Genomic DNA, 26650 nt, shown 5'->3' on the forward strand with positions numbered 1-26650 from the left:
AGCGCCCAAGGCCGTCGTCTGAACGGCCGATCCGTTCTGTGTCACTCTGTCACTAATAGGCGATTTAGCGCTTTGATGCCCCTAATACACCATTGTGCGCCATGGCCTCGCGGCCGGTCGTCTCGGGGAACCACAACGCCGGGTAGCCGAGGTCCTCGACGGCCGCGGCCGTCTCACGCAGGACGGGGGCCGGGTAGCGGTCGAGTTCGCCCGCCCAGATGCCGACGCGTCCGAGTTCGGGTGCGGTCATCGGGCGCTCTGGGCAGTCAGGAAGCCGTCGATCGCGGTCGCGCCGGTGCGGGCCAGCCAGGTGCGCAGATCCATCAGCCCCGGGTGCAGCGCGCGGGCGAAGGAGACGTCGGCGCGCCAGCCGCGTTCGTTGAGCCAGGTGTAGGCGAAGGCGAACTCCTCGCCGGCCCGGGCGATCACCTCGATCGGGATCTGTACGTAGGGCAGCGGCCGGCCGACGGCCCCGGACATGGCCGCGGCGATCTCCAGCGGGGTCAGCTCGTCCCCGGCCAGGTCCACCGCGCGGCCGATCCACTCCTCCGGCCGGGCGAAGGCCAGGGCCGCGAAGGCGGCGACGTCGTCGACGGCCATGATCTGCTGCGGTACGGCGGGGTCGAACGCGGTGGTCACGGCGCCGTCGTGCAGGTGGTAGGCGCCGGTGTAGTTCTCCATGAACGAGACCGGGCGCAGGAAGGTCGCGGGCAGGCCCAGCCGGGTGATGTGCTGTTCGATCCGCCACTTGCTCACCACGTTCTGCGGCAGCTTTTCGGTGTTGTGGCGGCCCGCGCCGGCGACGGAGGCGTAGACGAGGTGGCGCACGCCGGCGGCGTGCGCGGCGTCGGCGACGTTGCGGCCCCAGGCGACCTCGTGATCGGCGGTGAAGCCGGCCGGGGTGCCGGGGGAGCCGACGGTGGGCTGCACGCTGAACAGGCCGTAGGCGCCCTCGGCCGCGGCGGTGAGGGAGGCGGGCTCGTCCATCTCGGCGCGTACGAGCCGGGCGCCCGCCTGCTCCAGCGCCCGGGCCCCGGCGGCGTCCGGGTCGCGCGTCACCGCTCGTACGCGCCAGCCGTCGGCGAGCAGCCGGGCCGTCACGGCGCGGCCCTGCAGGCCGGTCGCCCCCATCACGACGATGGTCTTCACGATGCTGTCTCCAGGGGTTAGGGGCCATCCGGCTAACCGGGGTGGCCCTCCGTTTCTGGATGAGTACAATATGGAGGGCCACCCCGGTTTTGCAAGCCCGCTGGAGACCACATGCCGCACGACAGCCGTACGACGTCGTCCGCGCGGCCGATGCGCGCGGACGCGCGCCGCAACTACGACCGCATCCTGGCCGCGGCCGCCGAGGCCATCGCCGAGCAGGGAGCCGAGGCGTCCCTGGAGGAGATCGCCCGGCGCGCCGGCGTCGGCTCGGCCACGCTGCACCGGCACTTCCCGGCCCGGCAGCAGCTGCTGGAGGCCGTCTTCCGGGACAAGGTCGAGGCCCTGTGCGCCACCGCGGCCGACCTGGCCGGCGACCCGGACGCGGGGCACGCGCTGGTGACCTGGCTGCGCGCCGTCGCCACGCACGTCGTCTCCAACCGCGGCCTGGCGGCCTCACTGATGCGGGGCGCCCACGACGGCGACCCCGCCCTGGGCGCCACCTGCCACACGATGATCGTGAGCGCCGGCGATGACCTGCTGGACCGCGCCCGCCGCGCGAACGCCGTACGGGCCGACGTGGCCATCGTCGACCTGCTCACCCTCGTCAACGCCATCTGCCTGGCCGTCGAACACGAACCCGACGGCGCGGCCCAGGCCCACCGGCTCCTCGACCTCGCCCTCACCGGCGTGGGCCCCACGCGGGAGAGGTGACGCCGAACCGGCCGTCATCGCGGAGGCCGCCACCTACGCCTCCTGACCCACAGACCTCGCGCAGAGCCCCGGCCACGCCGGCCCCGGCGAGACCGGGAACCGGCCCGCGCTCCCCGTCTTATCGGTGAGTGGAGGGTTCAGCGAGCCATCGTGCTGCCCACCAAGGCCACCGCGCCGTAACCAAGCGTGCCACTGAGCGTGAGGATCCCGGCGATCTGCCCGAGCTCGCCGAGACCGAAGAACGGAGCCACGGGCACCAGCACCACGCACCAGGCCACAGCGGCAATCGGACCGGCCATCGCCACGAACCACCAGAGCGGCAGCCGGGTCAGCCAGGACAGACCGGCGCCCAGCGGGAAGGCGACCAGCACGCTCAAGGTGAGGGCGGGGTTTCCAGGATTGTCCTCGTCGCCCACGAACGCGCCGATGAAGACAGCGGACGCGACAAGACCCACCCCTAGACCGACCAGCGCCGCCCTGGCCGCGTTGTAGACGATCTTCTTCATCGGCCCAGTCAAGCACATGGCCTCAAAGGCTCACGGAGCCCTCGCGACTGGCATGATCAACTTCCGCTATGGTTCGTCAATGGAGCCACCGGCGCGGTCCGTGGTAGGCACTCTTGGCATGGAATTCTTCTGTTATCACCGTGACCGATCTGACACCGCGGCGCTGCGCGTCGAGCTGGTGGAAGAGCATTGGTCCTACATGGACGGGTACGCGGCGGAGATGATCGCCCGTGGCCCGACCTTCGGCCGCGGCAGCGAGCGGGCCACCGGCAGCGTGCACATCGTCGACCTGCCGGATCCGGCCACCGCGCGGGCGTTCGCGTTCGATGAGCCCAACTACCAGGCCGGTGTGTACCGGGATGTGATGTTGCGGCGATGGCGGAACGTGCTGGGCCGTACCATGTGGGATTTCCCCGGCGGCAGGGAGGGCGGCAACCGGTATCTGGTGCTGGGCCTGGGCTCCGGGCAGGCGGCCGACCTCGTCCCGCCGGCCGACCGGGACGAGCTGATCGCGTACGGGCCGCTGCTGTCCGACGACGGCGCCACCTGGCTGGGTACGGCGCTGCTGGTCCGCGCGCCGGACCCGGACGCGGCCCGCGCCCTCCTGACCCAGGACCGCTACGCCGACATCGAGGTGCACGACTGGGAGTTCGGCGGGCGGCGGTGATGAGCACATGATCGTTCGCCTTCACCGGCGCCACCTTCGATGACTTCGCCACCCCGGCGATGATGCGGGCCTAGGCCTCGGTGCGCTTCTCCAGCCGGCTGCCCCGCGGCAGGGTGACGGCCATGATATTGCTGGGGATGTCCAGCTCGATGCGGTGCCATCGCCCGCGCGGCACGATGGCGGCGGTCCCGGCTGTCAGCCTGATCTCCTCCTCCTGCTGCCCCGGCCGCTCCGGCCGCAGGTAGAGGCGGATCTTCCCGACGAGGCATGACACCACCTCCTCGGCCTCGGGATGCACCTCCCAGTGGTCGGCGTGAACGTCGGCGCCGGTCTTGGCGTGGAAGGCCGTCAGCTGCCAGCCGTCCTGGTCGGCGTCCATCGTCGCCTTCCCGGTGTGGATCTTGCCGCCTTGGCGCAGGTGTACGGAGGACGAGAAGAGATCGATCGGGTTCACAGACATGCCGAGACGCCCCTGTTCTGCGGTGGGTGGATCGCCGGTCAATCCCGGGCGGAGAGTGAAACGCGGTCATCGGGCTGCTCGGCCCGTGCGGGCGGGCCGGTCCGGCGCAGGACCGTGAGCGCGATGAGGACGGCGCCGAGCAGGAGGACGGCGCCGAGGCTCAGGCCGAGCGCGTAACCCTCGCTGAGGGTCTCGGGCGTGACGGCCCGGCCGGTGCGGTTGTGCGCGACAGTGCCGAGAACGGCCAGCCCGAGTGAGGCGCCGATCTGGCGTGAGCTGTTGAGCAGGCCGGAGGCGGTGCCGCTCTCGCGGGCCGCGACGCCGACGGTCGCGGTGGACACGACCGGTCCGAGGCAGAGCCCGAAGCCGACGCTGGCGACGATCGAGGGCCCCAGGACGTCAGTGACGAAGGCGCCGTCCGGGCTGATCATGCCGAACCAGGCGAACCCCGCCGCCGTCAGCAGCCCGCCGACGACCAGAAGCGTACGCGGCGCGAGCCGGTAACCGAGTTTGACCGCCAGTACGGACCCGGCGACCACGCCGAGCGCGAACGGCAGGAACTCGACCCCGGTCAGGGCCGGCCCCGTCCCGAGCACGCGTTGCAGGTACAGGGACGCGAAGTAGAAGGCCGCGGCCATGGCCGCCCCGACCAGGAGGTTGTAGGCGTTCGCGCCGGCGACCGAGCGGTTGGCGAACAGGCCGAGCCGGATCAGCGGTTCGCGGGCCGTGGTCCGCTCGACGAGGATGAACGCGGCCAGCAGCACGGCGGCGACCGCCAACGTCGCCACGGTGACCGGCGACGTCCACGCGTACCGGTCGGTACGGACGATGCCGAACACCAGCAGCATCATGCCCGCCGTGGCCAGGACCGCGCCGAGCACATCCGGACGGGCGGCGCGCACCGCAGGCGGCCCCGCGGTCACGGCCCGCCAGGTCAGCGCCAGCGCGCAGGTGGCCATGGGCACGCTCACGAACATCACCCAGCGCCAGCCGGCGTACTCGGTCAGCAGGCCGCCGATCAGGACGCCGAGCGCGCCCCCGGCGGCGTTCGTCGCGCTCCAGATCCCGAAGGCGCGCACGCGTTCCTTGCCCGCGGGGAACGTCGTGGTCAGCAGCGCCAGCGCGGCCGGCGCCAGGGCGGCGGCCCCTATGCCCTGCGCGGCCCGGGCGGCGACCAGCTGACCGGGTTCCTGGGCGAAGCCGCCGGCGAGCGAGGCCAGGCCGAACAGGGCGAGCCCGATGAGCAGGACCGGCTTGCGGCCGTAGCGGTCGGCGGCCTTGCCTCCGAGCAGGAGCAGCCCGCCGAAGGTGAGCGCGTAGGCGTGGATCACCCAGGTCAGGCCCACCGCGCTGAATCCGAGGCCGGCGGCGATCTGCGGAAGCCCGACGTTCACGACCGACAGATCCAGCGACACCATGAACTGCACGACGGCCACCGCGGCGAGGGTGAGCCCCCGCCGGGCATCCGGCTCGGCGAGCACGCTTCGGCCTGCTGATGGTCTACTGGTCAACGCGACTCAGTCCTTTGAGCCGGAGGGGGTCGTCGCGGTTCGGACCCGGCTGTGCGGCGGCGATGCGGGCGGGGAGCCCGGTGGATGTACGGGCTGGGGTTGTCATGACCGCAATCGTCGTTCAACTGCTGCTCGGGGGCGTCCTGCAAGCGAAGTCATCTGCCGCTACCGCCCCGGGACCGGCGACCGACCGGACTACGCCGCCGGGAGTAGTCGCCGCCACAGCACCGCCGGGCGCGCTGGACGCTTCCGTTTGCCCCACCCCCACCCCGCCGCCGGCCGCGGGCCGGTGTGAGGTGTCGGTGGGTTCGGTTCGGCGGTGGGCGGGGGAGGGGAGGACCACGACTGTGTTCGATCACGGGAGGCGCCGCCTTCTGCGCCTCGATCGTCTGTTGGTGGTGGAACGGGGTGCGCGGCCCTAACCCAAGATAACAATCGAAATCAGTTCAGGCCGGCTTGCCGGCGCGCGCGAGCTCTGCGGCGCTGCTCTCGGATGATGGCCGCCAACTCCTCGACAGAGCGGCCACCCGGAACGTACGCGGCACGGGCGGCCTCTTCGGGGGACAGGGCGTCTCGGCGAGCCCGCGCCTCGGCGAGCCCGCGCCTCAACGAGCCCGCGCCTCGGCGAGCCCGCGCCTCAACGAGCCCGCGCCTCGGCGAGGACTCGCCCGGCGGCAGCAAGTGCTTCGGCGCGGGTCGTCATAGATCCCCTGTCGCACGAGCGTGCGACAGGGCTGTCCGTGAGATGCCTCACCCTGGCTGCTCTACTCTTGCGACAAAGCAGGCGAGAGAGGGGTTTGCGTGAAGCCGGGCGCGGATGGTTCAGCGGATGGTTCATTCGTTTCATCCCTCGATGCGGTCCTCGAACGCATCACCTACGCCAACGAGGAAACCGGCTACACCATCGCCCGCGTCGCCACCGAACGCTCCGGCTCCGAACTGCTCACCGTCGTCGGTCCGCTGCTCGGCGCCCAGGTCGGCGAGTCCCTGCGGCTGCTCGGCCGCTGGAGCTCCCACCCCCGCTACGGCCGCCAGTTCGAGGTGCGCTCCTACACCACCGTCCTGCCCGCCACCGTCCAGGGCATCCGCCGCTACCTCGGCTCCGGCCTGATCAAGGGCATCGGCCCCAAGATGGCCGAGCGCATCGTCGACCACTTCGGCACCGACACCCTCGAGGTCATCGAACAGCAGCCGCAGCGCCTGGTCGAAGTCCCGGGCCTGGGACCCAAGCGGACCAAGATGATCGCCGCCGCCTGGGAGGAACAGAAGATCATCAAAGAGGTGATGATCTTCCTGCAGGGCGTCGGCGTGTCCACCTCGATCGCGGTGCGCATCTTCAAGCAGTACGGCGAATCATCCATCTCCGTCGTCAAGACCCGCCCGTACCAGCTGGCCGACGACGTGTGGGGGATCGGCTTCAAGACCGCCGACACCATCGCCCAGGCCGTCGGCATCCCCCACGACAGCCCCGAACGCGTCAAAGCCGGCCTGCGCTACACCCTGTCCCAGGCCGCCGACGACGGCCACTGCTACCTGCCCGCCCCCAACCTCGCCGCCGACGCCGTCAAGATCCTCGAAGTGCCCGCCGACCTCGTCACCACCTGCCTCGAAGACCTCATCGAAGCCGAAGGCGCCGTACGCGAACCCATCCCGGCCGGCGACAACGTCGTACCGGCCGTCTACCTGCCGCCCTTCCACCGCGCCGAGAACTCCCTGGCCTCCGGCCTGCTCTCCCTCCTGCGCTCCGGCCACGACCGGCTCAAAGCCTTCGCCGACGTCGACTGGGAACGCGCCGAGACCTGGCTGCACGGCCAGACCGGCGCCGACCTGGCCTCCGAGCAGCGCCAGGCCGTCCGCCTGGCCCTGACGGAGAAGGTCGCCGTCCTGACCGGCGGGCCCGGATGCGGCAAGAGCTTCACCGTACGCTCCATCGTCCTGCTGGCCCGCGCCAAACGCGCCAAGGTCATCCTGGCCGCCCCCACCGGCCGCGCCGCCAAACGCCTGGCCGAGCTGACCGGCCACGAGGCCACCACCGTCCACCGGCTGCTGCAGCTGCGCCCCGGCGGCGAGGCCACCTTCGACCGCGACAACCCCCTGGACGCCGACCTCGTCGTCGTCGACGAAGCCTCCATGCTCGACCTGCTGCTGGCCAACAAACTCGTCAAGGCCGTCGCGCCGGGCGCCCACCTGCTGTTCGTCGGCGACGTCGACCAGCTGCCCTCGGTCGGGGCCGGCGAGGTCCTCAAAGACCTGCTCGCCGCCGACGACATCCCCCGCGTACGCCTGACGCAGATCTTCCGCCAGGCCCAGGAGTCCGGCGTCGTCGTCAACGCCCACCGCGTCAACACCGGCAACCACCCCATCCTCCAGGGCATGAACGACTTCTTCCTGTTCCCCTGCGAGGAGGCCGAGGACATCGCCGCCCTGACCGTCGACGTCGTCGCCCGCCGCATCCCGCGCCGCTTCGGCCTCGACCCCCGCCGCGACATCCAGGTCCTGGCCCCCATGCACCGCGGCGCCGCCGGCGCCGGCGCCCTCAACACCGCCCTGCAGGAAGCCCTCACCCCCGCCCGCGAAGGCATGCCCGAACGCCGCTACGGCGGCCGCGTCTTCCGCGTCGGCGACAAAATCACCCAGCTACGCAACAACTACGACAAAGGCGCCGCCGGGGTGTTCAACGGCACCGTCGGCATCGTCACCGACATCCGGCCCGACGAGCACAAGCTCACCGTCGTCACCGACGAGGACGAGGCCGTCGACTACGCCTTCGACGAACTCGACGAACTCGCCCACGCCTACGCCGTCTCCATCCACCGCTCCCAGGGCAGCGAATACCCGGCCGTCGTCGTCCCGCTGGCCACCAGCGCCTGGATGATGCTGCAGCGCAACCTCCTCTACACCGCCATCACCAGGGCCAAGAAGCTCGTCGTCATCGTCGGCTCCCGCCGCGCCCTGGCCCAGGCCGTCCGCACCAAGGGCGCCGGACGGCGGCACACCGGCCTGACCCACCGCCTTTGACGGGTCCCTTTCCCAGTCACAAGTGATTGAAATGTGACCGAACTCTCCCAAATGATTCCTCGTCTTACATGCATCAGCATTAAGGTTTTTGAGGTGCGTTTGGTGCCGTGGGGGAAAGGACAGTGTTGAACGTTACGCCCGCTTGGAGGAAGCCCGCCACCGCAGTCGCGCTGCTCGCCGCAGCCACACTGACGGCCTCGTGCTCATCGGGCACCACCCCCGATGGCGGCAGCGGGGGAGCGGGCGCGCCCGAAGCCACCACGACCGCCACCCCCCAGGCCCCCACCGTCAAGATCAGCCCCGCCCAGGGCAGCGGCAAGGTCAGCCCCGAGAAGAAGGTCGTCGTCACCTCCGACGGCGGCGTCCTCGACAACGTCACCGTCGAGGCCTCGGGCGAACAGGTCGAGGGCAAGTACAACGCCGACAAGACCAAGTGGGTCTCCAAGACCGCGCTCAAGCCCTCCACCGACTACACCGTCAACGCCACCGCCGGCGCCACCACGGCCACCAGCACGTTCACCACCGCCAAACCCGAACGCGCCCTGCAGATCGCCGACGTGACCCCCCACACCAAGGGCGAGACCATCGGCGTCGGCGCCCCCATCATCGTCACCTTCAACCAGCCCGTCACCAGCAAGGCCACCATCGAACGCGCCCTGGAAGTCGAGGCCGAAAAGCCCGTCACCGGCGCCTGGCGCTGGATCAACGACACCGTCGCCATCTACCGCACCGCCAAATACTGGCCCGCCCACCAGAAGGTCACCCTCAATGCCCGCATCACCGGCATCAAGGGCGGCGACGGCCTGTACGGGGTCAAGGACTACTCCGCCACCCTCAAGATCGGCGCCCGGCAGATCAGCAAGGTCGACACCAAAAAGCACATGATGTACGTCTACAAAGACGGCAAACGCGTACAAACCATGCGCATCAGCGCCGGAATGGCCACCACCCGCGAATACACCACCACCTCCGGCGTCCACCTCACCATGGAACGCGGCAACCCCGTCCGCATGATCTCCCCAGGCCGCAAAAAGGGCGACCCCGGCTACTACGACGTCATGATCGACCACGCCGTCCGCATCTCCAACTCCGGCGAATACGTCCACGCCAAGGACAACGTCTGGGCACAAGGCGTCCGCAACGTCAGCCACGGCTGCCTCAACGCCCGCCCCGACCAGGCCAGATGGTTCTACGACAACTTCCAGCGCGGCGACGTCGTCGACATCACCGGCACCACCCGCGAACTCGAATGGAACAACGGCTGGGGCTTTTGGCAACTGCCGTTCAAGGAATGGAAGAAGGGCAGCGCCCTGAAGAGCACCAAGGCCTGACATGACCCACCCCAGCACCCTCCCGCGCATCCGCGACGGCCGCGACGGCGACGTCCCCGTCGTCTTGAGCATGTTCGACAGCGCCGTCGACTGGCTCACCGCCCAAGGACGCACCGGCCAATGGGGCAGCAGCCCCTTCACCGGCAACCCACGCCGAACCCGCCAGGTCACCGGCTGGCTCGAACTCGGCGGCATGCGCATCGCCGAACTCGACGACCACCCCGCCGGCTGCCTCGTCGTCGGCGGCGCCCACGACTACGTCAGCCCCGCCACCGAACCCGAGCTCTACGTCCAGGCCCTGGTCACCGACCGCCGCTACCACGGCCACGGCATCGGCCGCGCCCTGCTCGACCGGGCCGCCACCGAAGCCGCCGAACGCGGCGTCGGCCTGCTGCGCGTCGACTGCTACGCCGGCGACGACGGCCGCCTGGTCGCCTACTACGAAAGCTGCGGCTTCACCCGCATCGCCCCCTTCACCGTGGGGGAGTGGCCCGGCATGCTCCTGCAGCGCCGCATCTGACCGGCCGCATCTAACCCCCTGATCGCGGCGTCAGCGCCGCCGACGCCGCGATCAGCCGCCGCACCCCCGCACGCGCCACATCCTCCACCCGCCGCACCTTGACGTGCCGCGCCGTCTTACCCGTCCCCTCCAGCAGCCCGTCATCGTCATGCTCCAGCAGCTCCACACCCCGGCCGAACATGATGTTGACGTACGCCCCGTGCAACGCGACCGCCGCGACCACACCCCGGTAGGTGCCCGGCCGGAACGTGTACGCGATCAGCCGCGCCGACGCATCCACCTCCACCATCGCGTCCGGCACGACCTCCTCGATCAGCGCCCCCGCCGCCACCGCCAGCTCCCGCACCGCAGGAGCGCACGCCGCCAGCAACCGCTCAACCTGCTCGTCCATAGCGGCACCCTACCGGCGCCACCCGCCCCGCCAGCGCCTCACACCAGCGCCTCACACCAGCGCCTCACACCAGCGCCTCACACCAGCGCCTCACACCAGGGACAGCTGCGCCGCCCGCGGCCGCCGCGGCCCCGCCTCCGGCGCCCCGCACCCCATCCCGTACATCTGGCACAACTGCGCGATCTGCCCCGTGATCCGCCGCTCATAATCCGGCGAAGGCATCCCCGCCCGGTCGTACAGCTCCTCATAACGCTCCACCAGCTGCGGATGCGCCCCCGCCAGCCACTCCCCATACCACGACCGCGTCCCCGGCGGCAGCCGCAACACCACCGGCTCCACCGCCCGCGCGCCCGCCGCCGCGATCCGCCGAACCGTGGCACCCAGCTGATCGGCCGCGTCACTGAGCAACGGCAGCACCGGCGCCATCAGCACCCGGCACTCCACCCCGGCCTCCACCAGCGCCGACACCAGCTCCAGCCGCGCCTGCGCGGTCGGCGCCCCCGGCTCCACCGCCCGCCGGATCCGCTCGTCCACGAACGCGATCGACACCGCCACCCGCGCCCCGGCCCGCGCCAGCAACCCCGCATCACGCAACACCAGCGCGCTCTTGGTGTAAACGGTGAACGGCACCGCCGCCTGCGACAGCGCCCCGATCACCCCCGGCATCAGCCGATACGTCTCCTCGGCCGCCTGATAACAGTCACCGCTGACCCCCACCGCCAGCTCCTGACCGTCCCAGCGCACCAACTCCGCCCGCAACCTGGCCACCGCGTTCGGCTTCACCACGATCCGCGTGTCGAAATCACGCCCCGCATCCAGCCCCAGCCGCCCATGACCCGCCCGGGCACCACAACCGCGGCAGGCATGCGCGCACCCACGGTAGGGGGACAGGGCCCACTGCTGGGCGATGCCCGCGGTCTGCGGCACCCGCTCGATCATCGTGCGGGCCTGCAACTCGTAGAAACCGTCACGCACCACCGCACGCCGCTCGATCAGCGGACGCTCATCAGCGGCCTCGTCGACAAGCGCAAGCGCGTCCCAACCCACACCGACCAATGGAACACGCATTCGACAGCCTTTTCAAGCTGTTCCGGCAACCACACCGCCCCCGGACCGGATCCGGCACCCCGGCTAAACTGGCACGAACGTACCACTTTGCGTCTGGGGGACCCCCATGCCCTGGCTCCTGCTCGCCCTCGCCATCACCACAGAAGTCCTGGCCACCACCGCACTCAAACTCAGCAACGGCCTCACCCACCCCGGCTGGACCATCGCCGTCGCCGCCGGCTACATCACCTCCTTCACCCTCCTGTCCCAAGCACTCAAACTCCACCTCGACATGGGCACCGCCTACGCCATCTGGTCCGGCGCCGGCACCGCCGCCATCGCCCTCATCGGCGCCGCCTTCATGGGAGAGACCCTCACCCCAACCAAGATCGGCGGTATCCTCCTCATCATCGGCGGCGTCGTAGTCCTCAACCTCGCAGGTGGCCATTGAAACCACACCTGAATCCGCACCTGAATCCACACCAGGACCCCACCCAAGCAGGGGAGCGGCCCCAACCACACCCGCCCACCCAAGCACGCGGACGCCGCCGCCGCGCCACCCTCCTGGCCTCCGCCGTCCACCTCCTCACCCAAGGCGGCTTCGCCGCCGTCACCCACCGAGCCGTCGCCCACCACGCCAACCTCCCCCTCGCCGCCACCACCTACTACTTCGCCTCCCGCGACCAACTCCTCGCCGAAGCCTTCGCCCAACTCGTCGAAACCGAACTCACCACCACCCGCACCTGGATCACCGACCACGGCCTCACCGCCCTCACCGACCAGATCGCCGCCGCCGACCGCACCCGCCAACTCGGCCTCTGGGAGCTCTACGTCCACGCCGGCCGCGACCCCGTCCTCCAGCAGATCGCCCGCCGCTGGGCCGACGGCTGCATCCGCCTCATCGCCGACACCCTCCACCTGCCCGAGACCGACACCCGCGTCCGCCTCCTCTACACCACCCTCAGCGCCCTCTGGCTCGAGCAAGTCGTCGAACAACGCCCCCTCGACGAAGCCCGCACCCTCCTCACCCTCGCCGTCAAAACCGCCGAAAACGCGTTGCCGCCTTCCTGACCCCTCCCTACACTTCCTCCGTGCTCAAACCCCACTACCCGATCACCACCGAGCGCCTCCACCTGCGCCCCTTCACCCCCGACGACCTCGACGCCGTCCACGCCTACGAATCCCGCCCCGACGTCGCCCGCTACCTCTACTGGGAACCCCGCGACCGCGACGCCACCCAAACCTTCCTCGACAAGAGGACCACCCGCACCGCCCTCCACGACGAAGGCGACGCGCTCGACCTGGCCGTCACCCTGCGCCACACCGGCCAACTCATCGGCCAAGCCCTGCTCATCTGGACCAGCAGACAACACCGCCAAGGCGAAATCGGCTACATCTTCCACCCCGACCACCACGGCCACGGCTACGCCCCGGAAGCCGCCCGCGAAATGCTCCGCCTCGGCTTCGACGACCTCGGCCTCCACCGCATCACCGGCCGCCTCGACGCCCGCAACACCGCCTCCGCCCGCGTCCTGGAAAAACTCCACATGCGCCGCGAAGCCACCCTCATCGACAACGAATACGTCAAAGGCGAATGGAGCAGCGAAACCATCTACGCCATCCTCCACTCCGAATGGACGCCATGACCCCCATCCACCACCTCGCCCTGCAAACCGACTGGCAAGCCGCCCAGAAAGCGGGGGAGTACCGCATCTCCACCCTCGGCCACACCCTCGACGAGATCGGCTTCATCCACTGCAGCCGCGACCAGGCCCAGCTACGCGGCGTCCACACCACCTTCTACGCCCACGTCACCGAACCCCTGCTCATCCTCGACATCGACCCCACCGGCCTCGACATCCGCCTCGAAAACGGCTTCCCCCACCTGTACGGGCCCCTGCCCATCACCGCCGTAACCGCCGTACACCCCTGGTGACACCACACGGAAGCAGAGCGGCCGCGGGGGAGCGGCCACTCACCCCAACCCGAGCCCCAACCCGCGCGAAACCGGCCTCACAGCCAACCCCCCGCCCGCACAATGGGCCCATGGACACCCGAACCGCCGCCCAACGCTTCGCCGACACCTGGCAACACGGCTGGACCCACCACGACACCGCCGCCATCATCGCCCTCTACCGCGACGACGCCGTCCACACCAGCATGCCCTTCCGCCCCCCACACCAGGGCAGACAGGCCATCGCCGACTACATCCAATGGTCATTCGCCGGCGAAACCGACCCCCACGTCACCTTCGCCGACCCCATCGTCGACGGCGACACGGCCGCCATCGAATTCCGGGTCCACGCCCACGACAACGGCCGCCCCATCACCCTCGCAGGCTGCGTCTTCGCCCGCTTCGACCCCGACGGCCTCGCCACCGAGACCCGCGACTACTGGCACACCACCGACGGCCACCCATAACCCCGACAACACCACACCCGGCCCGCACGACCGGTCACCCCGCACCCCCGCACGGGGAAGAACACACCGAAACGATCAGCGAACCACCCGCAGCGGCGTCCGCACCGGCATCGCCGGCGCCATCTGCACAGGAGCCACCGGCGCCGGAGCCGGCTCCGGACGCGCCATCTGCTGCGTCTGCTGCTGCGTCTGCTGCAGGGCCTGCTCCTCGGCACGCCGCTCCGCGCACCCACCCGCGCAATAGCCGTTCGTCAGAATGAGACGACCCCGCAGCGCCGTGTACGCCTCCTTACCCGTCGCAGGAACGACTCCCTGACACACCGGGCATAACACCGACTGGCTCCCCACGTGCTGCTCCTCTCGCGGCGCGAATAGCAGGACTTCCAGCTTAAAACCACATCTCGCGCCAAGGACAGCGATTCGACAGAACGTCAAACTCTCCGTAAGCACCCAGGGGAGCCCGCCACGCCACCGCGCCGAACTCCAAAACCCCCGTTCAACCCCCGAAACCGGCCCCCGCCACACCACCCGGCACCCCGCCGCGCGGCCGGGAAAAAAATCCCATCAGACCCACCGGTCCCACCCGCCGAGGGGAGCGACGGACCCCTCCCGAAAGCGGTTACTTGACATAATGTCCATTATCAAGCAAACGGCATGAACCGTCCGAGCGCGGGCAGACGCCCTAACATGCCTGCCCTGGAGATCACAACCCCCGGTCTCGTCGCACTCACAGGCGTGATCACCGCCCTGGTCATCTGGCTGATCATCCTGGCCGCCCGGCTCACCAGGAACCCGCGCAACCGGCCCGGCGTCAGCATGGACATGGTTGATCAAGCTCGTGAGCTCAAGTCGCTCGGCCAGATCCAGGAAGCCGTGTTCCTCGTACGCGGTGAGACCGGCATGAGCCAGCGGGCCGCCGCCCGCTTCGTCAACCGCCTCTGACCCCCTCCCGGCCCTCCAACCTCGACATTTACTCCCATACCGAACAGAAGCTGAATTCTGTTTGGTATGGGATATAAAGCAGCAAACGGCGCTTAAAGGGACGTAAGTGCCCCGGACGGGCCATCCCCGCGCCGGCTCATGCCCGCCCGCGCCCCCGCCCGCGGTCGAGGCCGTGCGGCGCGCGAGACTGCTGTGGGTGCACGCGAGGCCGCGAAGGCCCCCTTGCGCGGGCCGCTCCCCCGGGGTTGGAGCTCCGGGATGGGGGTTTCGGTTCGGGTGTCACGCACGGTCGCGCCCCCACCACGGGTGGATGTTTCGGGCAAAGTAGGTCAATTAGGGCTGGTCAGGGTGGGTTTTTGTTCGGAACTGTCACCAGCAGTCGACGATTCGTGTCAGCATCAAAGGTATGTATGGGCCAAATGGGGCTGTCTCAAATGCATGGGGCCGTAGGGAACGCCCCTCCCGCTGAGCGGTCCCTCGCCCCCGAACCCGTGTCGTTCCCCTTGTCTGGAAAGAAGTCCCCCGTTGCGTATCTTGCTGCTGTGCTCCTCGTTCAACGGCCTGACCCAGCGTTGCTGGCTGGAGCTGCGCCGGGCCGGTCATGACGTCGGTGTCGAGCTGGCCGTGTCGGAGCAGGCGATGGTGGAGGCGGCCGAGCTGGCCAAGCCGGATCTGGTGATCTGCCCGTTCTTGAAGGAGCGGGTGCCTGAGCGGCTGTGGCAGACGCATCGTACGGTGATCATTCACCCGGGTCCTCCTGGGGACCGGGGGCCGTCGTCGCTGGACTGGGCGATTTTGGAGGCCGAGCCCGAGTGGGGGGTGACGGCGTTGCAGGCGGTGGAGGAGATGGACGCGGGTCCGATCTGGGGTTTCCGGACGTTCGCGATGCCGTCGGAGGCGCCGCGTAAGTCGGCGTTGTACAACGGGCCGGTGGCGGATGCGGCAGTGGAGTTGGTGGCGGAGGTGGCGGCCAAGGCTGCGGATCCGTCGTTCGTGCCGGCGCCGTTGGATTACCGGTCGCCGGAGGTGCGGGGGCGGTTGCGGCGGGCGATGCGGCACTCCGATCGGGAGTTTTCGTGGGAGGAGTCGACGGAGGAGATCGTTCGGCGGGTGCGGGCGGCTGATGGTGCGCCTGGTGGGCGGTCGGTGTTGTGTGAGGTGCCGGTGCGGGTGTTCGACGTGTATCGGGGTCCGGAGCTGGCTGGGCGGCCGGGTGAGGTGGTGGCGCGGCGTGAGGGCGCGGTGCTGGTGAACACCGGTGATGGTTCGGTGTGGGTGGGGCATGTGCGGTTGGAGCAGGAGGGGTCGATCAAGCTTCCGTCGGCGTTGGCGTTGGGTGATCGGGTGGCTTCGGCGCCGGAGCGTTCGGGGTACAGCGAGATCACGTACGACCGTAGTGATGGTGTGGGGGTGGTGAGTTTCGACTTCTACAACGGGGCGATGTCGTCGGATCAGTGCCGGAGGTTGGCGTCGGCGTTGCGGTATGCGGTGGCGCAGGACACGAAGGTGCTGGTGGTGCGGGGTGGGGAGACGTTCTCCAACGGTATTCATCTGAATGTGATCGAGGCGGCGCGCCAGCCGGAGCTGGAGGCGTGGATGAACATCAATGCGATCAACGGGGTGTGCCGGGAGATCGTGGGGTGTACGAGTCAGCTGGTGGTGACGTCGATCGGGGGGAATGCGGGTGCCGGTGGGGTGATGATGGGTCTGGGGGCGGATCGGGTGATCATCCGGGATTCGGTGGTGTTGAATCCGCATTATCGGACGATGGGGTTGTTCGGGAGTGAGTTCTGGACGTATGTGCTGCCGCGGCGGGTGGGGGCGGAGACGGCGCGGCGGTTGACGCGGCAGGCGTTGCCGGTGGGTGCTGCCGAGGCGGTGGAGCTGGGGTTGGCGGATCGGATGCTGGGGGGTTCGCGGTTGGACTTCGAGCGGCGGGTGCTGGAGTACGCGGAGCGGTTGGCGGTGGATCCGGGTTATGATCGGCTGCTTGCGGGTCGGCGGCAGGTTCGGGAAGTGGATGAGCGGCGTAGGCCGTTGGACGCGTACCGGGCCGAGGAGCTGGCGGAGATGAGCCGGGACATGTTCGACGATCGGCATGAGTTCCGGGCGGCGCGGCGGGGGTTCGTGCATAAGGTGCGGGCGCAGGCGACTCCGGAGCATTTGGTGCGTCTTGGTGGGTTGTCCGGCGCGTCGGCGCCTGCCGAGGCTGGGGCATCTCATATGTGAGATATGGTCTCGTGTTGTGTCAGATGATTACCTTGTACGGATCGGCCGGTTGATCCGGGATGCGCGTCAGCATCGTGGTTGGACCCAGCTGCAGCTGGCGGATGCTCTGGCGACGTCGCAGAGCGCGGTCAACCGGATCGAGCGCGGCAACCAGAACATCAGTCTTGAGATGATCGCCCGGATCGGTGAGGCGCTCGACAGTGAGATCGTCTCGCTGGGGTATGCGGGGCCGATGCATCTGCGGGTGGTGGGCGGTCGCCGGCTGTCGGGCAGCATCGATGTCAAGACGTCGAAGAACGCGTGCGTGGCGTTGTTGTGCGCGTCGTTGCTGAATTCGGGGCGGACGATCCTGCGCAAGGTGGCGCGGATCGAGGAGGTCTACCGGATCCTGGAGGTGCTGGCCTCGATCGGGGTGCGGGCCCGGTGGATCAACGAGGGCAGCGATCTGGAGATCGTTCCTCCGGCCCGGCTGGAGCTGGAGGCGATGGACACGGAGGCGGCGCGCCGTACCAGGAGCGTGATCATGTTCCTGGGGCCGCTGATGCACCGTACGGAGCAGTTCCAGATCCCCTATGCGGGGGGCTGTGATCTGGGGACGCGTACGGTGCAGCCGCACATGTCGGCGCTGAAGCATTTCGGGCTGGACATCACGGCGACGGGCGGCTTCTATCACGCGCGGGTGGATCGGGGGGCGGCGCCGTCGCGGCCGATCGTGTTGACCGAGCGGGGTGACACGGTGACGGAGAACGCGCTGCTGGCGGCGGCGCGGCACGACGGGGTGACGGTGATCCGTAACGCCTCCTCCAACTACATGGTGCAGGATCTGTGCTTCTTCCTGGAGCAGCTCGGGGTGCGCGTGGAGGGGGTGGGGACGACGACGTTGACGGTGCACGGCCTGCCGGAGATCGAGCGGGATGTCGACTACTCCCCCTCTGAGGATCCGGTGGAGGCGATGAGCCTGCTGGCGGCGGCGGTGGTGACGTCGTCGGAGCTGACGATCTGCCGGGTGCCGGTGGAGTTCCTGGAGATCGAGCTGGCGGTGCTCGAGGAGATGGGCCTCGATTGTGATCGGGGGCGGGAGTATGCGGCGGCCAACGGTCGTACGCGGCTGGTGGATCTGACGGTGCGGCCGTCGAAGCTGGTCTCCCCCATCGACAAGATCCATCCGATGCCGTTCCCGGGGCTGAACATCGACAATGTGCCGTTCTTCGCGGCGATCGCGGCTTCGGCGCAGGGCTCGACGTTGATCCATGACTGGGTCTACGACAATCGGGCGATCTATCTGACGGAGCTGACGCGGCTGGGGGCGTCGGTGAAGCTGCTGGATCCGCATCGGGTGCTGGTGGAGGGTCCGACGCGGTGGCGCAGCGCGGAGATGATGTGCCCGCCGGCGTTGCGGCCTGCGGTGGTGGTGCTGCTGGCGATGATGGCGGCGGAGGGCACGTCGGTGTTGCGGAACGTGTACGTGATCAACCGCGGGTATGAGGATCTGGCGGAGCGGCTGAACGCTCTGGGGGCGCGGATCGAGACCTTCCGCGACATCTAGGGCGCCGGTCCCGGGGCGGGCGCCTCTGCGTGTGTGGAGGCGCCCGCCCGGGGGCGGTGTTTCTGTCGGTGCCGGCCGCTACCGTCGTGCTTGGTTCGTCGTGCGCGAGGGAAGGGGTGGCCGGTGCGGCCTGCGGAGCTCGACCGGTTGACGGTGGCGGAGGCGGGTGACCGCTATGTGGAGCTGGTTCGGGCGCGGACGGTGACGGGGGCGTTGTCGTCGTCGACGGCCGAGGTGTATGCGCGGGATGTGGCGACGCTGGTGGAGCTGGCCGGCGCGGATGCGGTGCTGGACGATCTGACGGGCGCGGATGTGGATGCGCTGCTGCTGGCGTTCGCCCGCCGGCCGGATGGGCGGCTGCGTACGCCGAGTGGGGGGCAGTCGCCGTCGTCTCAGGCGCGGTTTCGGCGGTCGATCTCGGCGTTGTTCAAGCATGCGACGCTGGCGGGCTGGGTGCAGATCAATCCGATGACGGCTTCGACGGTGACGTCGAAGGAGCGTGGGGGGTTGCGGCCGCAGCGGCGGGCGTTGACGCGGGAGCAGGCGCAGGGGTTGATCGGGGCGGCGCGGACGTTGGGGGATGTTCCCCCGCCGGAGGGCAAGCGGCGTGATCAGCGTACGGAGTTGCGTGATGCGGTGATCGTGCTGTTGCTGGCGACGATGGGGCCGCGGGTGTCGGAGTTGGTGCGGGCGAATGTGGAGGATTTCTTCACCAACGACGGGGTGCGGTATTGGCGGATCTTCGGCAAGGGCGGGCGGACGCGGGATGTGCCGTTGCCGGATGATGTGGCGGCGGTGTTGCAGGAGTATCTGGCGCGGGGGCGGCCGGCGGCGGAGGAGAAGGCGTTGCTGTTGTCGTGGCGGGGGCGGCGGCTGGCGCGGGGTGATGTGCAGGCGGTGATCGATCGGGTGCAGCAGCGGGTGGATCCTGATCAGCGGCGTTCGGTGACGCCGCATGGGTTGCGGCATACGACGGCGACGCATTTGCTGGCCGATGCGGTGGACATGGATGCGGTGCGGCGGGTGCTGGGGCACAGTGATCTGGCGACGTTGGGGCGGTATCGGGATGAGCTGCCGGGTGAGCTGGAGGTGGCGATGCGTGCTCATCCGTTGTTGCGCGGCCGCTGAGGTCGGGGGCTGCTCCCCCGGCTCCGCGGGGTGGATAACTATCCCGGTATTTGTATCCCTGGGTATAGAGTGGGTGTCATGGTACGACCTCCGCTGACTCTCGAGGAGCGGCTGCGTGGCGAGCAGCTGGGCTTGGTGCTGCGCCGGGCCCGTGGCGAGCGCAGCATCGTCGAGGTGGCCGCTGCGGCGGGGATGTCGGCCGAGACCCTTCGCAAGATCGAGACCGGCCGGATCGCCACGCCTGCGTTCTTCACGATCGCCGCTCTGGCTGATGTGCTCGGCATTTCGCTCGATCACCTGGCCACGCGCTCCGCTCCTGCCGCCACCTGACCTGCCGTCCGGCCGGGACGATGGTGGGGCTCTCCCCTGCCGTGCCCGCATGCCTGCGGCGGCGGTTTGACCCTGACGCAGGGTCAATCTCTCACCATGGTCGGCATGACCAAGGAAACCAGTGCGATCGAGGTGGCCGGGCTGCGCAAGGCGTACGGCGATCTCGAGGTGATCGCCGGAGTCGACCTGAGCGTTCCCGCGGGCACCGTCTATGCCCTGCTCGGCCCCAACGGGGCCGGTAAGACCACCACGGTGCGGATCCTGTCCACGTTGCTGCCCGCTGATGCCGGGCAGGCCCGGGTGGCCGGGTTCGACGTGCGGCGCGAGGCGGAGCGGGTGCGTGCGTCGATCGGGGTGACGGGGCAGTTCTCGGCCGTGGACGAGTTGCTGACCGGGCGGGAGAATCTGCGGCTGATGGCCGACCTGGGCCATCTGGAGCGGCGGCGGGCCGAGAGTGTGGTGGGGCGGTTGCTGGAGCGGTTCGATCTGGTGGGTGCCGCCGACCGGCGCGCGGTGACGTACTCGGGCGGCATGAGGCGGCGGCTGGACCTGGCGATGACTCTGGTGGCGGGGCCGCGGCTGATCTTTCTGGACGAGCCGACCACCGGTCTGGACCCGCGTAGCCGCCGTGACCTGTGGGGCATCGTGCGGGAGCTGGTGGCCGGCGGGGTCACCGTCTTCCTCACCACCCAGTACCTGGAGGAGGCCGATCAGCTGGCCGATCGGATCGGGGTGCTGGACGGGGGCCGGCTGGTCGCCGAGGGCAGTGCGGCCGAGTTGAAGCGGCTGGTCCCCGGTGGTCACGTCGAGTTGCAGGTCGCCGACGGTGAGCGGGTGGCGGAGCTGGCGCGCCGGTTGCCCGGAGCGGTCCCGGATGCCGGGGCGCTCACCGTGACCGTGCCGCATGATGGCAGTCTCGCGGCGTTGCGGCGGCTGCTGGACGGGATCGGTGACGACGGCGCGGTCACCGGGTTGGCCGTGCGGACCCCGGATCTGGATGACGTGTTCCTGGCCCTCACCGGCCGGCCCGCCGCCGAGGAGGTGCCGGCATGAGCGGCGTCACCTATGCCGTCCGTGACTCGGCGACCATGCTGCGGCGCAACCTGAAGCGGATGGCCCGCTATCCGTCGATGACGCTGATGCTGGTCGGTCAGCCGCTGCTGTTCCTGCTGCTGTTCGTCTACGTGTTCGGCGGCACCATGGGCGCCGGACTGCCGGGGGCGGCGGCGGGGGGTCGCGGCGACTATCTGACGTTCATCACGCCCGGGATCTTGATGATGACGGTGGCGAGCGTGTCCATCGGGACGGCGGTCCTGGTGGCCACCGACATGACGAACGGGATCATCGACCGGTTCCGGACGATGGCCATCGCCAAGGTCTCGGTGCTCACCGGTCATGTGCTGGGTGCGATGATCCAGACGGCGTTCGCGCTCGTGGTGGTCGTGGGGGTGGCGTTCCTGATCGGTCTGGACAGCGGCGCGTCGGTGCTGCAGTGGTCGGGCCTGGCCGCTCTGCTGGCGCTGGTGTCGTTGGCGATGACGTGGTTCGCCGTGGCGCTGGGGCTGGCCAGCCCGGACCCGGAGACCGCGAGCAACCTGCCGATGATCTTCGTGTTGCTGCCGTTCGTGGGCAGCGGGTTCGTGCCGGTCGCGTCGATGCCGTCGGGGTTGCGGTGGTTCGCCGAGCATCAGCCGTTCACGCCGATCATGGACGCCTTCCGCGGGCTGCTGGCCGGGTCGCCGGCGGGGCCGGACGTGCTGTGGGCCGTGGGCTGGTGCGCGGTGATCGGGTCGGCCGGGTATGCGTGGTCGCGGCGCCTCTACCGGACCCGCGCAGCCCGCTAGGAGACCGCCCGCTAGGAGACTGGGCGCTGGGAGACTGGGCGCTGGGAGACTGGGATGATGCTGACCATCGGCGAGCTGGCGTCGTATGCCGGGGTGACGGTGCGTGCGGTGCGGCACTATCACGCCAAGGGGTTGCTGCCGGAGCCGGAGCGGGACCATTCCGGCTATCGCCGGTACGACGCGAGCGCCGTGGTCGAGCTGATCAAGATCCGGACGCTCGCCGGGGCCGGGGTGCCGCTGGCGCGGGTGCGGGAGCTGCTGCGGGCCGATGAGCAGGAGTTCGCCGCGGCGGTCGCGGACATCGACCGGCGGCTGCGGGCGGAGATCCGGGAACGGCAGCGGCTGCGGGAGCGGATCGCCCGGCTCGCCGCCGGGGACCAGCTGGTGCTGCCGCCGGAGGTGGTGGAGTTTCTCGACCGGCTGCGGGCGCTCGGGGTGGACGAGCGGATCGTGGAGGTCGAGCGTGACGGCTGGATCCCGCTGGCGGCGCACTCCCCCGAGCGGGTGGCGGAGTGGGTGGCGCGCAAGCGGGAGCAGCTCGCCGACCCGCAGCTCGCCGACTTCTACCTCACCCTGGGCCGGGCTCTGGACTGGAGCGCCGGGGACCCGAGGCTGGCCGAGCTGGCCGACGAGCTGGCCGCCTACATCACCCGGATGGCCGAGGAGCAGGGTGAGGACTATGTGGACGTGGTGGGTGTCGAGCCGCCGTTCGTCCAGTTGATGGACGATCTGGCGTTCGACTCGGCGCCGCCGGCCCGCCGGCTGATCGAGCTGCTGAAGGAGCGCGGCTGGACGGGCTGGACCCGGCTCGAGCGCGTGGACCCACCACCCCGGTGACGGCGAGCCGGGCACCCGGTCAGAGGTGTCGTCCTTCAGCGCCGGGTGCCGCCGTCAGGGCTGGGTACGCCGGGCCGGGTGAGGCGTTCGGGATCGACGATCTTGTCGTAGAGGTCCGCGGAGATGCCGCATTGGAGCGCCGCTTCCTTGAGCGGCAGGCCCTTGTCGAGGGCGTGGTGGGCGATGTGGGCGGCCCGGTCGTAGCCGACGACGGGGCTGAGCGCGGTCACCATCATGATCGAGTGTTCGATGTTGTGGTGCAGCGTCTCGGTGTTCAGCCGGGCCCCTTCGACCAGGTAGGTGCGGAAGTGGTCCATCATGTCGGCCAGGATGCGCGCCGAGTGCAGCACGTTCCTGATGATGACGGGGCGGAAGGCGTTCAGCTCGAAGTTGCCCTCGCCGCCGGCCATGGAGACGGCGGTGTCGTTGCCCGCCACCTGGATGGCGACCATCAGCATGGCTTCGGCCTGGGTCGGGTTGACCTTGCCCGGCATGATCGACGAGCCCGGCTCGTTGGCCGGCAGGATCAGCTCGCGCAGGCCGGTACGGGGTCCGGAGCCCAGCCAGCGCAGGTCGTTGGCGAACTTGAACAGCGGCACGGTCAGGGTGCGCAGCGCCGCCGAGGCGCGTACCAGGTCGTCGCAGGAGGCCTGGGCGGCGAACTTGTTGGGCGCGCTGACGAAGGGCCGCCCGGTGAGTTCGGCGATCTGCGCGGCCACCTGTTGGCCGAACTCCGGCGGGGCGTTCAGGCCGGTGCCGACCGCGGTGCCGCCGACGGCCAGCCGGTACAGGCCGGTACGGGTGCGTTGGAGGTGGTCGATGGCGTCGCCGAGCTGGGCGGCGTAGCCGGACCATTCCTGGCCGACGGTCAGCGGGGTGGCGTCTTCCAGATGGGTGCGCCCGATCTTGACCACGTGCGCCCATTCCCGGCTTTTGGTCTCGGCGCTGTCGCGCAGCCTGGCGGCGGCGGGCCGCACGTGGTCGTCGACGGCCTCGGCGGCGGCGATGTGCATGGCGGTGATGAAGGTGTCGTTGGACGATTGGCCCATGTTCACGTGATCGTTCGGGTGGATCGGGTCCTTGCTGCCCAGCCGCCCGCCGACGAGCTGGATCGCCCGGTTGGAGATCACCTCGTTGACGTTCATGTTGGACTGGGTGCCCGAGCCGGTCTGCCACACGTACAGCGGGAACTCGCCGTCCAGGTCGCCGCGGATGACCTCGTCGGCGACGCGGCTGATCAGGTCGGCCTGCCACTGGGGCAGGCGGCCCGCGCGGGCGTTGACGATCGCGGCGGCCTTCTTGATGTAGCCGTAGGCGTGGTAGACGGCTTTGGGCATGCGGTCGTCGCCGATGTCGAAGTGGATCAGCGACCGTTGGGTCTGGGCGCCCCAGTAGTGCCCGGCCGGGACCTCGATCTCGCCGAGTGAGTCGCTTTCCGTGCGGGTGCCGGTCTCGTGCAGCCCGATGGGCACGTCCCGGACGCGTGGCGTGCTCATCGGCCGTTCCCGTGGACGGCGCGGTAGGCCGGCTGCCACATCGCGTCATGGACCTGCTGCACCGTGTCGCGCAGCGTGGTGCGGGCCAGGTGCTCCTCGGCCGCCCGGTTGGCGACGGCCACGGCCACCGTGGCCGAGACCTCGCGCAGATTGTCCACCTGGGGCAGCAGCGAGGCGCCCTTGGCCGAGACGTCGACCATGCCGGCGACGGCTTCGGCGGCCGCCTGCAGCATGCCGGAGCTGACCCGGCGGGCTCGCGAGACCACCACGCCCAGCCCCAGCCCTGGATACAGCAGGGCGTTGTTGGCCTGGGCGATGACGTAGGTGACGGTCTTGTGGGTGATCGGCTCGACCGGGATGCCGGTGGCGATCAGGGCGCGGCCGCCGGTCCAGCGGATCAGGTCGGCGGGCATCGCCTCGATGCGTTCGGTCGGGTTGGAGATCGGGAAGATGATCGGCCGCTCGACCTGCGCGGCCATCGAGCGCACGATCTCCTCGGTGAACGCGCCGTGGACGGTGGAGGTGCCCAGCAGCATGGTCGGCTTGACCCGCCGGACGACCTCGGCCAGCGAGATGCCGTGCTCGTCCCGGGACCAGCCGGCGACCTCGTCGCGGGGGCGGGCGTAGGGCTGCTGGTAGTCGCGCAGGCCGGCCATGTCGTCGACGAGCAGGCCCTGCTTGTCGATGGGCCAGATCCGCCGGGTGGCGGTGTCGTGGTCCAGGCCGTCGCGGATCATCGCGTCGCGCAGCTGGTCGGCGTTGCCGATGCCGGCGGTTCCGGCGCCGAAGATCACGATCCGCTGGTCGCGCATCGGCGTCGCGGATACGCGGACGGCGCCGAGCATGGCGGCCAGCACGATGGCGCCGGTGCCCTGCATGTCGTCGTTGAAGGTGCAGATGCGCTCGGTGTACCTCTCCAGGATCCGCCGGGCGTTGGAGGGGCCGAAGTCCTCCCAGTGCAGCATGGCGCCGGGGAACATCCGGGTGGCCGTGGTGACGTAGGCGTCGATGAAGGCGTCGTAGCGCTGCCCCCGCACGCGCGAGTGCCGGTTGCCGATGTAGGTGGGGTCGTTCAGGAGTGCCTCGTTGTCGGTGCCGACGTCGAGGGCGACGGGGATGACGCGGGCGGGGTCGATGCCCGCGGCGGCGGTGTAGACGGCCAGTTTGCCGGCCGCGATGCCGGCCCCGCCGCCCACTCCCCAGTCGCCGATGCCCAGGATCTCCTCGGCGTCGGAGGCCACGATGAGATCGACGTCGTCCGGGCCCAGCTGGAGGCTCTGGAACGCCCGCTCGATCCCGTCCACGTCGTCGATCGACAGGTACACCCCTCGCGGGCGGCGGTACTCGTGGCTGTAGGTGCGGATCGCCTCGGCCACCGTGGGGTCGTAGACGATGGGCAGCATCTCGCGCAGGTGGTCGCTCAGCAGCCGGTAGTAGAGCACTTCGTTGCGGTCGCGCAGCGCTTCCAGGTAGACGTTCTTGAGCAGGTTCGTCTGCTGCCGCCTGTACTGCAGGTACGTGCGGCGTACCTGCTCCTCCAGGGTCTCGACCGCCGGTGGGAGCAGGCCCTGCAGTCCCAGCTCGGCCCGCTCCTGCGGGGAGAAGGCCGTGCCCTTGTTCAGCAGCGGCTCCCGCAGCACCGCGAGCCCGCGCAGGGACGTCACGAAGCTCCCGTCCGGCTGCTCGGCGAACATCAGGCTCGGCAGATCCGGCTTCCTCTTGCCCGGTGACATGGTCGTCCCCCTCCTGGGCATCTGGGACGAAGGCTGCCATCCCTTCTCTGGCCTTCCCCTGCCACGGGGGTGGATGCCGAGCCGAAGTCAGGACCATCCCCTATGTCGGCAAATGACCCATTATGGACGCGCAGGATGGAGCCCCCAGGCTCTCAGAGGGTCTCGAGGGCGTCGCCGGGGAGCGTCGGCGTCCGCCACAGCTCGTGGGCCGGGGGCGACCAGTCGCAGGCGAACGGGCCCTGCCGGGTCTCGACGAGTCCGACGACCTCCTCGCGGGCCGCGGTGACGTGCCGGTGCACCCGGTCGTCGATGAGCCCGAGCCGTCTGCCGTGCCGATATTCGTCCTCGTCCTTCCACCGGTGCCGGGACAGGTCGGGTTCGACGATCAGGTCGAGCAGCAGGTCGAAGGTGTCGATGCCCAGGCGGGTGCGCTGTTTGGGCAGGTCGAAGTCGATGTACCAGGTCAGCGGCCGGTGGCCGGCGTCGAAGAACTGGCGGACGGTGAAGTGTTTGTCGATGCCGTACCAGCTGCGCACGACGGTGCCCCGCCAGGTCCACCAGCCGAGCTCCCACCGGCCCGAGGCCAGCTCGTCGATGGTCTGCTCGCGGCGGCTGCCGCCGTTGAGGATGGAGGTGATCCAGGTGGTGGAGGCGAGGCTTTTCAGCCCTGGCCAGCCGGCCACGACGAAGTACTCGTCGGTGTCCTGGAGGACCCGGTACGGCGCGGCCGTCCACACCTTGCCGTTCCAGACGTGGCGGCGTACCGCCGTGGCGCCCTCGTCGAAGCGGGTGTTGCCGTCGGCTGTCATGCGTTCGATCATGCCCGGGTGAGC

General features: G+C 69.7%; 28 protein-coding genes. 18 read left to right on the forward strand and 10 right to left on the reverse strand.

Annotation, left to right across the window (positions count from 1 at the left end; genetic code table 11):
* Positions 1-64: 64 nt before the first annotated feature.
* Together ACWDX9_RS31470 and ACWDX9_RS31475 are read right to left on the reverse strand one after the other, a co-directional pair.
* Positions 65-250, reverse strand: a complete 186-nt coding sequence (locus tag ACWDX9_RS31470; RefSeq protein WP_449960142.1) for a hypothetical protein — start codon at positions 248-250, stop codon at positions 65-67.
* A complete protein-coding gene (locus ACWDX9_RS31475; protein WP_449960144.1) occupies positions 247-1149 on the reverse strand; it encodes an NmrA family NAD(P)-binding protein in 903 nt (300 codons plus the stop codon). Before ACWDX9_RS31475 ends, ACWDX9_RS31470 begins: the two co-directional genes overlap by 4 nt.
* Before the next feature lie 111 nt (positions 1150-1260).
* On the opposite strand from ACWDX9_RS31475, the gene ACWDX9_RS31480 reads away from it, so the two are divergent.
* Complete coding sequence (locus ACWDX9_RS31480) at positions 1261-1860, forward strand: TetR/AcrR family transcriptional regulator (protein ID WP_449960146.1); 600 nt, start codon at positions 1261-1263, stop codon at positions 1858-1860.
* Between the two features lie 137 nt (positions 1861-1997).
* Here the strand turns inward: ACWDX9_RS31480 and ACWDX9_RS31485 are convergent, their stop codons facing one another.
* Positions 1998-2366, reverse strand: coding sequence for a hypothetical protein (locus ACWDX9_RS31485; RefSeq protein WP_449960148.1), 369 nt, complete (start codon positions 2364-2366; stop codon positions 1998-2000).
* A 118-nt stretch (positions 2367-2484) separates the two neighbouring features.
* On the opposite strand from ACWDX9_RS31485, the gene ACWDX9_RS31490 reads away from it, so the two are divergent.
* On the forward strand, positions 2485-3033 hold the full coding sequence (locus ACWDX9_RS31490; protein WP_364248442.1) for a YciI family protein: 549 nt from the start codon (positions 2485-2487) through the stop codon (positions 3031-3033).
* 70 nt (positions 3034-3103) lie between these two features.
* Here ACWDX9_RS31490 and ACWDX9_RS31495 read toward each other — a convergent pair whose 3' ends face one another.
* Positions 3104-3493 (reverse strand): cupin, encoded by a 390-nt coding sequence (locus ACWDX9_RS31495; protein WP_449960150.1) that lies wholly within the window; start codon positions 3491-3493, stop codon positions 3104-3106.
* Between the two features lie 38 nt (positions 3494-3531).
* Positions 3532-4974: an MFS transporter gene (locus ACWDX9_RS31500; RefSeq protein WP_449960151.1), complete on the reverse strand. Its 1443-nt coding sequence runs from the start codon at positions 4972-4974 to the stop codon at positions 3532-3534.
* Between the two features lie 831 nt (positions 4975-5805).
* Between ACWDX9_RS31500 and recD2 the strand changes: the two genes are divergently transcribed.
* The 3 genes from recD2 to ACWDX9_RS31515 all read left to right on the forward strand — a co-directional run bounded on the left by recD2 (position 5806) and on the right by ACWDX9_RS31515 (position 9873).
* The gene (gene recD2, locus ACWDX9_RS31505; protein ID WP_449960153.1) at positions 5806-8022 is read left to right on the forward strand and encodes an SF1B family DNA helicase RecD2; all 2217 of its coding nucleotides are present in this window, start codon (positions 5806-5808) and stop codon (positions 8020-8022) included.
* 122 nt (positions 8023-8144) lie between these two features.
* Complete coding sequence (locus tag ACWDX9_RS31510) at positions 8145-9353, forward strand: Ig-like domain-containing protein (protein WP_449960155.1); 1209 nt, start codon at positions 8145-8147, stop codon at positions 9351-9353.
* A gap of 1 nt (position 9354) precedes the next feature.
* A complete protein-coding gene (locus ACWDX9_RS31515; RefSeq protein WP_449960157.1) occupies positions 9355-9873 on the forward strand; it encodes a GNAT family N-acetyltransferase in 519 nt (172 codons plus the stop codon).
* A 10-nt stretch (positions 9874-9883) separates the two neighbouring features.
* Here the strand turns inward: ACWDX9_RS31515 and ACWDX9_RS31520 are convergent, their stop codons facing one another.
* Both ACWDX9_RS31520 and ACWDX9_RS31525 read right to left on the reverse strand, forming a co-directional pair.
* Complete coding sequence (locus tag ACWDX9_RS31520) at positions 9884-10264, reverse strand: hypothetical protein (protein ID WP_449960159.1); 381 nt, start codon at positions 10262-10264, stop codon at positions 9884-9886.
* A gap of 90 nt (positions 10265-10354) precedes the next feature.
* A complete protein-coding gene (locus ACWDX9_RS31525) occupies positions 10355-11332 on the reverse strand; it encodes a radical SAM protein (RefSeq protein WP_449960161.1) in 978 nt (325 codons plus the stop codon).
* A 106-nt stretch (positions 11333-11438) separates the two neighbouring features.
* On the opposite strand from ACWDX9_RS31525, the gene ACWDX9_RS31530 reads away from it, so the two are divergent.
* The 13 genes from ACWDX9_RS31530 to ACWDX9_RS31590 all read left to right on the forward strand — a co-directional run bounded on the left by ACWDX9_RS31530 (position 11439) and on the right by ACWDX9_RS31590 (position 22588).
* Positions 11439-11762, forward strand: a complete 324-nt coding sequence (locus ACWDX9_RS31530) for a DMT family transporter (protein WP_449960163.1) — start codon at positions 11439-11441, stop codon at positions 11760-11762.
* The gene (locus ACWDX9_RS31535) at positions 11759-12382 is read left to right on the forward strand and encodes a TetR/AcrR family transcriptional regulator (RefSeq protein WP_449960165.1); all 624 of its coding nucleotides are present in this window, start codon (positions 11759-11761) and stop codon (positions 12380-12382) included. Before ACWDX9_RS31530 ends, ACWDX9_RS31535 begins: the two co-directional genes overlap by 4 nt.
* 20 nt (positions 12383-12402) lie before the next feature.
* A complete protein-coding gene (locus tag ACWDX9_RS31540; protein WP_449960167.1) occupies positions 12403-12957 on the forward strand; it encodes a GNAT family N-acetyltransferase in 555 nt (184 codons plus the stop codon).
* Positions 12954-13247, forward strand: coding sequence for a DUF952 domain-containing protein (locus ACWDX9_RS31545; protein ID WP_364248510.1), 294 nt, complete (start codon positions 12954-12956; stop codon positions 13245-13247). The genes ACWDX9_RS31540 and ACWDX9_RS31545 overlap by 4 nt, the downstream gene beginning before the upstream one ends.
* A 110-nt stretch (positions 13248-13357) precedes the next feature.
* Complete coding sequence (locus tag ACWDX9_RS31550) at positions 13358-13732, forward strand: nuclear transport factor 2 family protein (protein ID WP_449960169.1); 375 nt, start codon at positions 13358-13360, stop codon at positions 13730-13732.
* A 735-nt stretch (positions 13733-14467) separates the two neighbouring features.
* On the forward strand, positions 14468-14674 hold the full coding sequence (locus tag ACWDX9_RS31555; protein ID WP_449960171.1) for a hypothetical protein: 207 nt from the start codon (positions 14468-14470) through the stop codon (positions 14672-14674).
* Between the two features lie 525 nt (positions 14675-15199).
* Positions 15200-16903 carry an enoyl-CoA hydratase-related protein gene (locus tag ACWDX9_RS31560; protein ID WP_449960173.1) on the forward strand — a complete coding sequence of 568 codons (1704 nt, stop codon included), beginning with the start codon at positions 15200-15202 and terminating at the stop codon, positions 16901-16903.
* Positions 16851-18449 (forward strand): helix-turn-helix domain-containing protein, encoded by a 1599-nt coding sequence (locus tag ACWDX9_RS31565; RefSeq protein ID WP_449960175.1) that lies wholly within the window; start codon positions 16851-16853, stop codon positions 18447-18449. Before ACWDX9_RS31560 ends, ACWDX9_RS31565 begins: the two co-directional genes overlap by 53 nt.
* 123 nt (positions 18450-18572) lie before the next feature.
* Positions 18573-19577, forward strand: a complete 1005-nt coding sequence (locus tag ACWDX9_RS31570) for a tyrosine-type recombinase/integrase (protein ID WP_449960177.1) — start codon at positions 18573-18575, stop codon at positions 19575-19577.
* 78 nt (positions 19578-19655) lie between these two features.
* The gene (locus ACWDX9_RS31575; protein ID WP_350736367.1) at positions 19656-19907 is read left to right on the forward strand and encodes a helix-turn-helix domain-containing protein; all 252 of its coding nucleotides are present in this window, start codon (positions 19656-19658) and stop codon (positions 19905-19907) included.
* A gap of 105 nt (positions 19908-20012) precedes the next feature.
* Complete coding sequence (locus ACWDX9_RS31580; protein ID WP_449960179.1) at positions 20013-20960, forward strand: ATP-binding cassette domain-containing protein; 948 nt, start codon at positions 20013-20015, stop codon at positions 20958-20960.
* Positions 20957-21751, forward strand: a complete 795-nt coding sequence (locus ACWDX9_RS31585; RefSeq protein ID WP_449960181.1) for an ABC transporter permease — start codon at positions 20957-20959, stop codon at positions 21749-21751. The genes ACWDX9_RS31580 and ACWDX9_RS31585 overlap by 4 nt, the downstream gene beginning before the upstream one ends.
* Positions 21752-21805: 54 nt before the next feature.
* Positions 21806-22588, forward strand: a complete 783-nt coding sequence (locus ACWDX9_RS31590) for a MerR family transcriptional regulator (RefSeq protein WP_449960183.1) — start codon at positions 21806-21808, stop codon at positions 22586-22588.
* Between the two features lie 35 nt (positions 22589-22623).
* Here the strand turns inward: ACWDX9_RS31590 and ACWDX9_RS31595 are convergent, their stop codons facing one another.
* The 3 genes from ACWDX9_RS31595 to ACWDX9_RS31605 form a co-directional block, all read right to left on the reverse strand.
* Positions 22624-24084 carry a class II fumarate hydratase gene (locus ACWDX9_RS31595; protein ID WP_449960185.1) on the reverse strand — a complete coding sequence of 487 codons (1461 nt, stop codon included), beginning with the start codon at positions 24082-24084 and terminating at the stop codon, positions 22624-22626.
* Positions 24081-25817, reverse strand: coding sequence for an NAD-dependent malic enzyme (locus tag ACWDX9_RS31600; RefSeq protein WP_449960187.1), 1737 nt, complete (start codon positions 25815-25817; stop codon positions 24081-24083). The genes ACWDX9_RS31595 and ACWDX9_RS31600 overlap by 4 nt, the downstream gene beginning before the upstream one ends.
* Positions 25818-25969: 152 nt before the next feature.
* Positions 25970-26626 carry a DUF402 domain-containing protein gene (locus tag ACWDX9_RS31605; protein WP_449960189.1) on the reverse strand — a complete coding sequence of 219 codons (657 nt, stop codon included), beginning with the start codon at positions 26624-26626 and terminating at the stop codon, positions 25970-25972.
* Between the last annotated feature and the right edge of the window lie 24 nt (positions 26627-26650).

This window comes from Nonomuraea sp. NPDC003201 (genome assembly GCF_053590415.1).

Coding starts and splice junctions, on each gene's coding strand:
- ACWDX9_RS31580 (WP_449960179.1), top strand. CDS start 20,013: ATGACCAAGGAAACCAGTGCGATCGAGGTGGCCGGGCTGCGCAAGGCG.
- ACWDX9_RS31515 (WP_449960157.1), top strand. CDS start 9,355: ATGACCCACCCCAGCACCCTCCCGCGCATCCGCGACGGCCGCGACGGC.
- ACWDX9_RS31590 (WP_449960183.1), top strand. CDS start 21,806: ATGATGCTGACCATCGGCGAGCTGGCGTCGTATGCCGGGGTGACGGTG.
- ACWDX9_RS31480 (WP_449960146.1), top strand. CDS start 1,261: ATGCCGCACGACAGCCGTACGACGTCGTCCGCGCGGCCGATGCGCGCG.
- ACWDX9_RS31520 (WP_449960159.1), bottom strand. CDS start 10,264: ATGGACGAGCAGGTTGAGCGGTTGCTGGCGGCGTGCGCTCCTGCGGTG.
- ACWDX9_RS31545 (WP_364248510.1), top strand. CDS start 12,954: ATGACCCCCATCCACCACCTCGCCCTGCAAACCGACTGGCAAGCCGCC.
- ACWDX9_RS31550 (WP_449960169.1), top strand. CDS start 13,358: ATGGACACCCGAACCGCCGCCCAACGCTTCGCCGACACCTGGCAACAC.
- ACWDX9_RS31495 (WP_449960150.1), bottom strand. CDS start 3,493: ATGTCTGTGAACCCGATCGATCTCTTCTCGTCCTCCGTACACCTGCGC.
- ACWDX9_RS31470 (WP_449960142.1), bottom strand. CDS start 250: ATGACCGCACCCGAACTCGGACGCGTCGGCATCTGGGCGGGCGAACTC.
- ACWDX9_RS31530 (WP_449960163.1), top strand. CDS start 11,439: ATGCCCTGGCTCCTGCTCGCCCTCGCCATCACCACAGAAGTCCTGGCC.
- ACWDX9_RS31485 (WP_449960148.1), bottom strand. CDS start 2,366: ATGAAGAAGATCGTCTACAACGCGGCCAGGGCGGCGCTGGTCGGTCTA.
- ACWDX9_RS31575 (WP_350736367.1), top strand. CDS start 19,656: ATGGTACGACCTCCGCTGACTCTCGAGGAGCGGCTGCGTGGCGAGCAG.
- ACWDX9_RS31595 (WP_449960185.1), bottom strand. CDS start 24,084: ATGAGCACGCCACGCGTCCGGGACGTGCCCATCGGGCTGCACGAGACC.
- ACWDX9_RS31605 (WP_449960189.1), bottom strand. CDS start 26,626: ATGACAGCCGACGGCAACACCCGCTTCGACGAGGGCGCCACGGCGGTA.
- ACWDX9_RS31600 (WP_449960187.1), bottom strand. CDS start 25,817: ATGTCACCGGGCAAGAGGAAGCCGGATCTGCCGAGCCTGATGTTCGCC.
- ACWDX9_RS31585 (WP_449960181.1), top strand. CDS start 20,957: ATGAGCGGCGTCACCTATGCCGTCCGTGACTCGGCGACCATGCTGCGG.
- ACWDX9_RS31525 (WP_449960161.1), bottom strand. CDS start 11,332: ATGCGTGTTCCATTGGTCGGTGTGGGTTGGGACGCGCTTGCGCTTGTC.
- ACWDX9_RS31490 (WP_364248442.1), top strand. CDS start 2,485: ATGGAATTCTTCTGTTATCACCGTGACCGATCTGACACCGCGGCGCTG.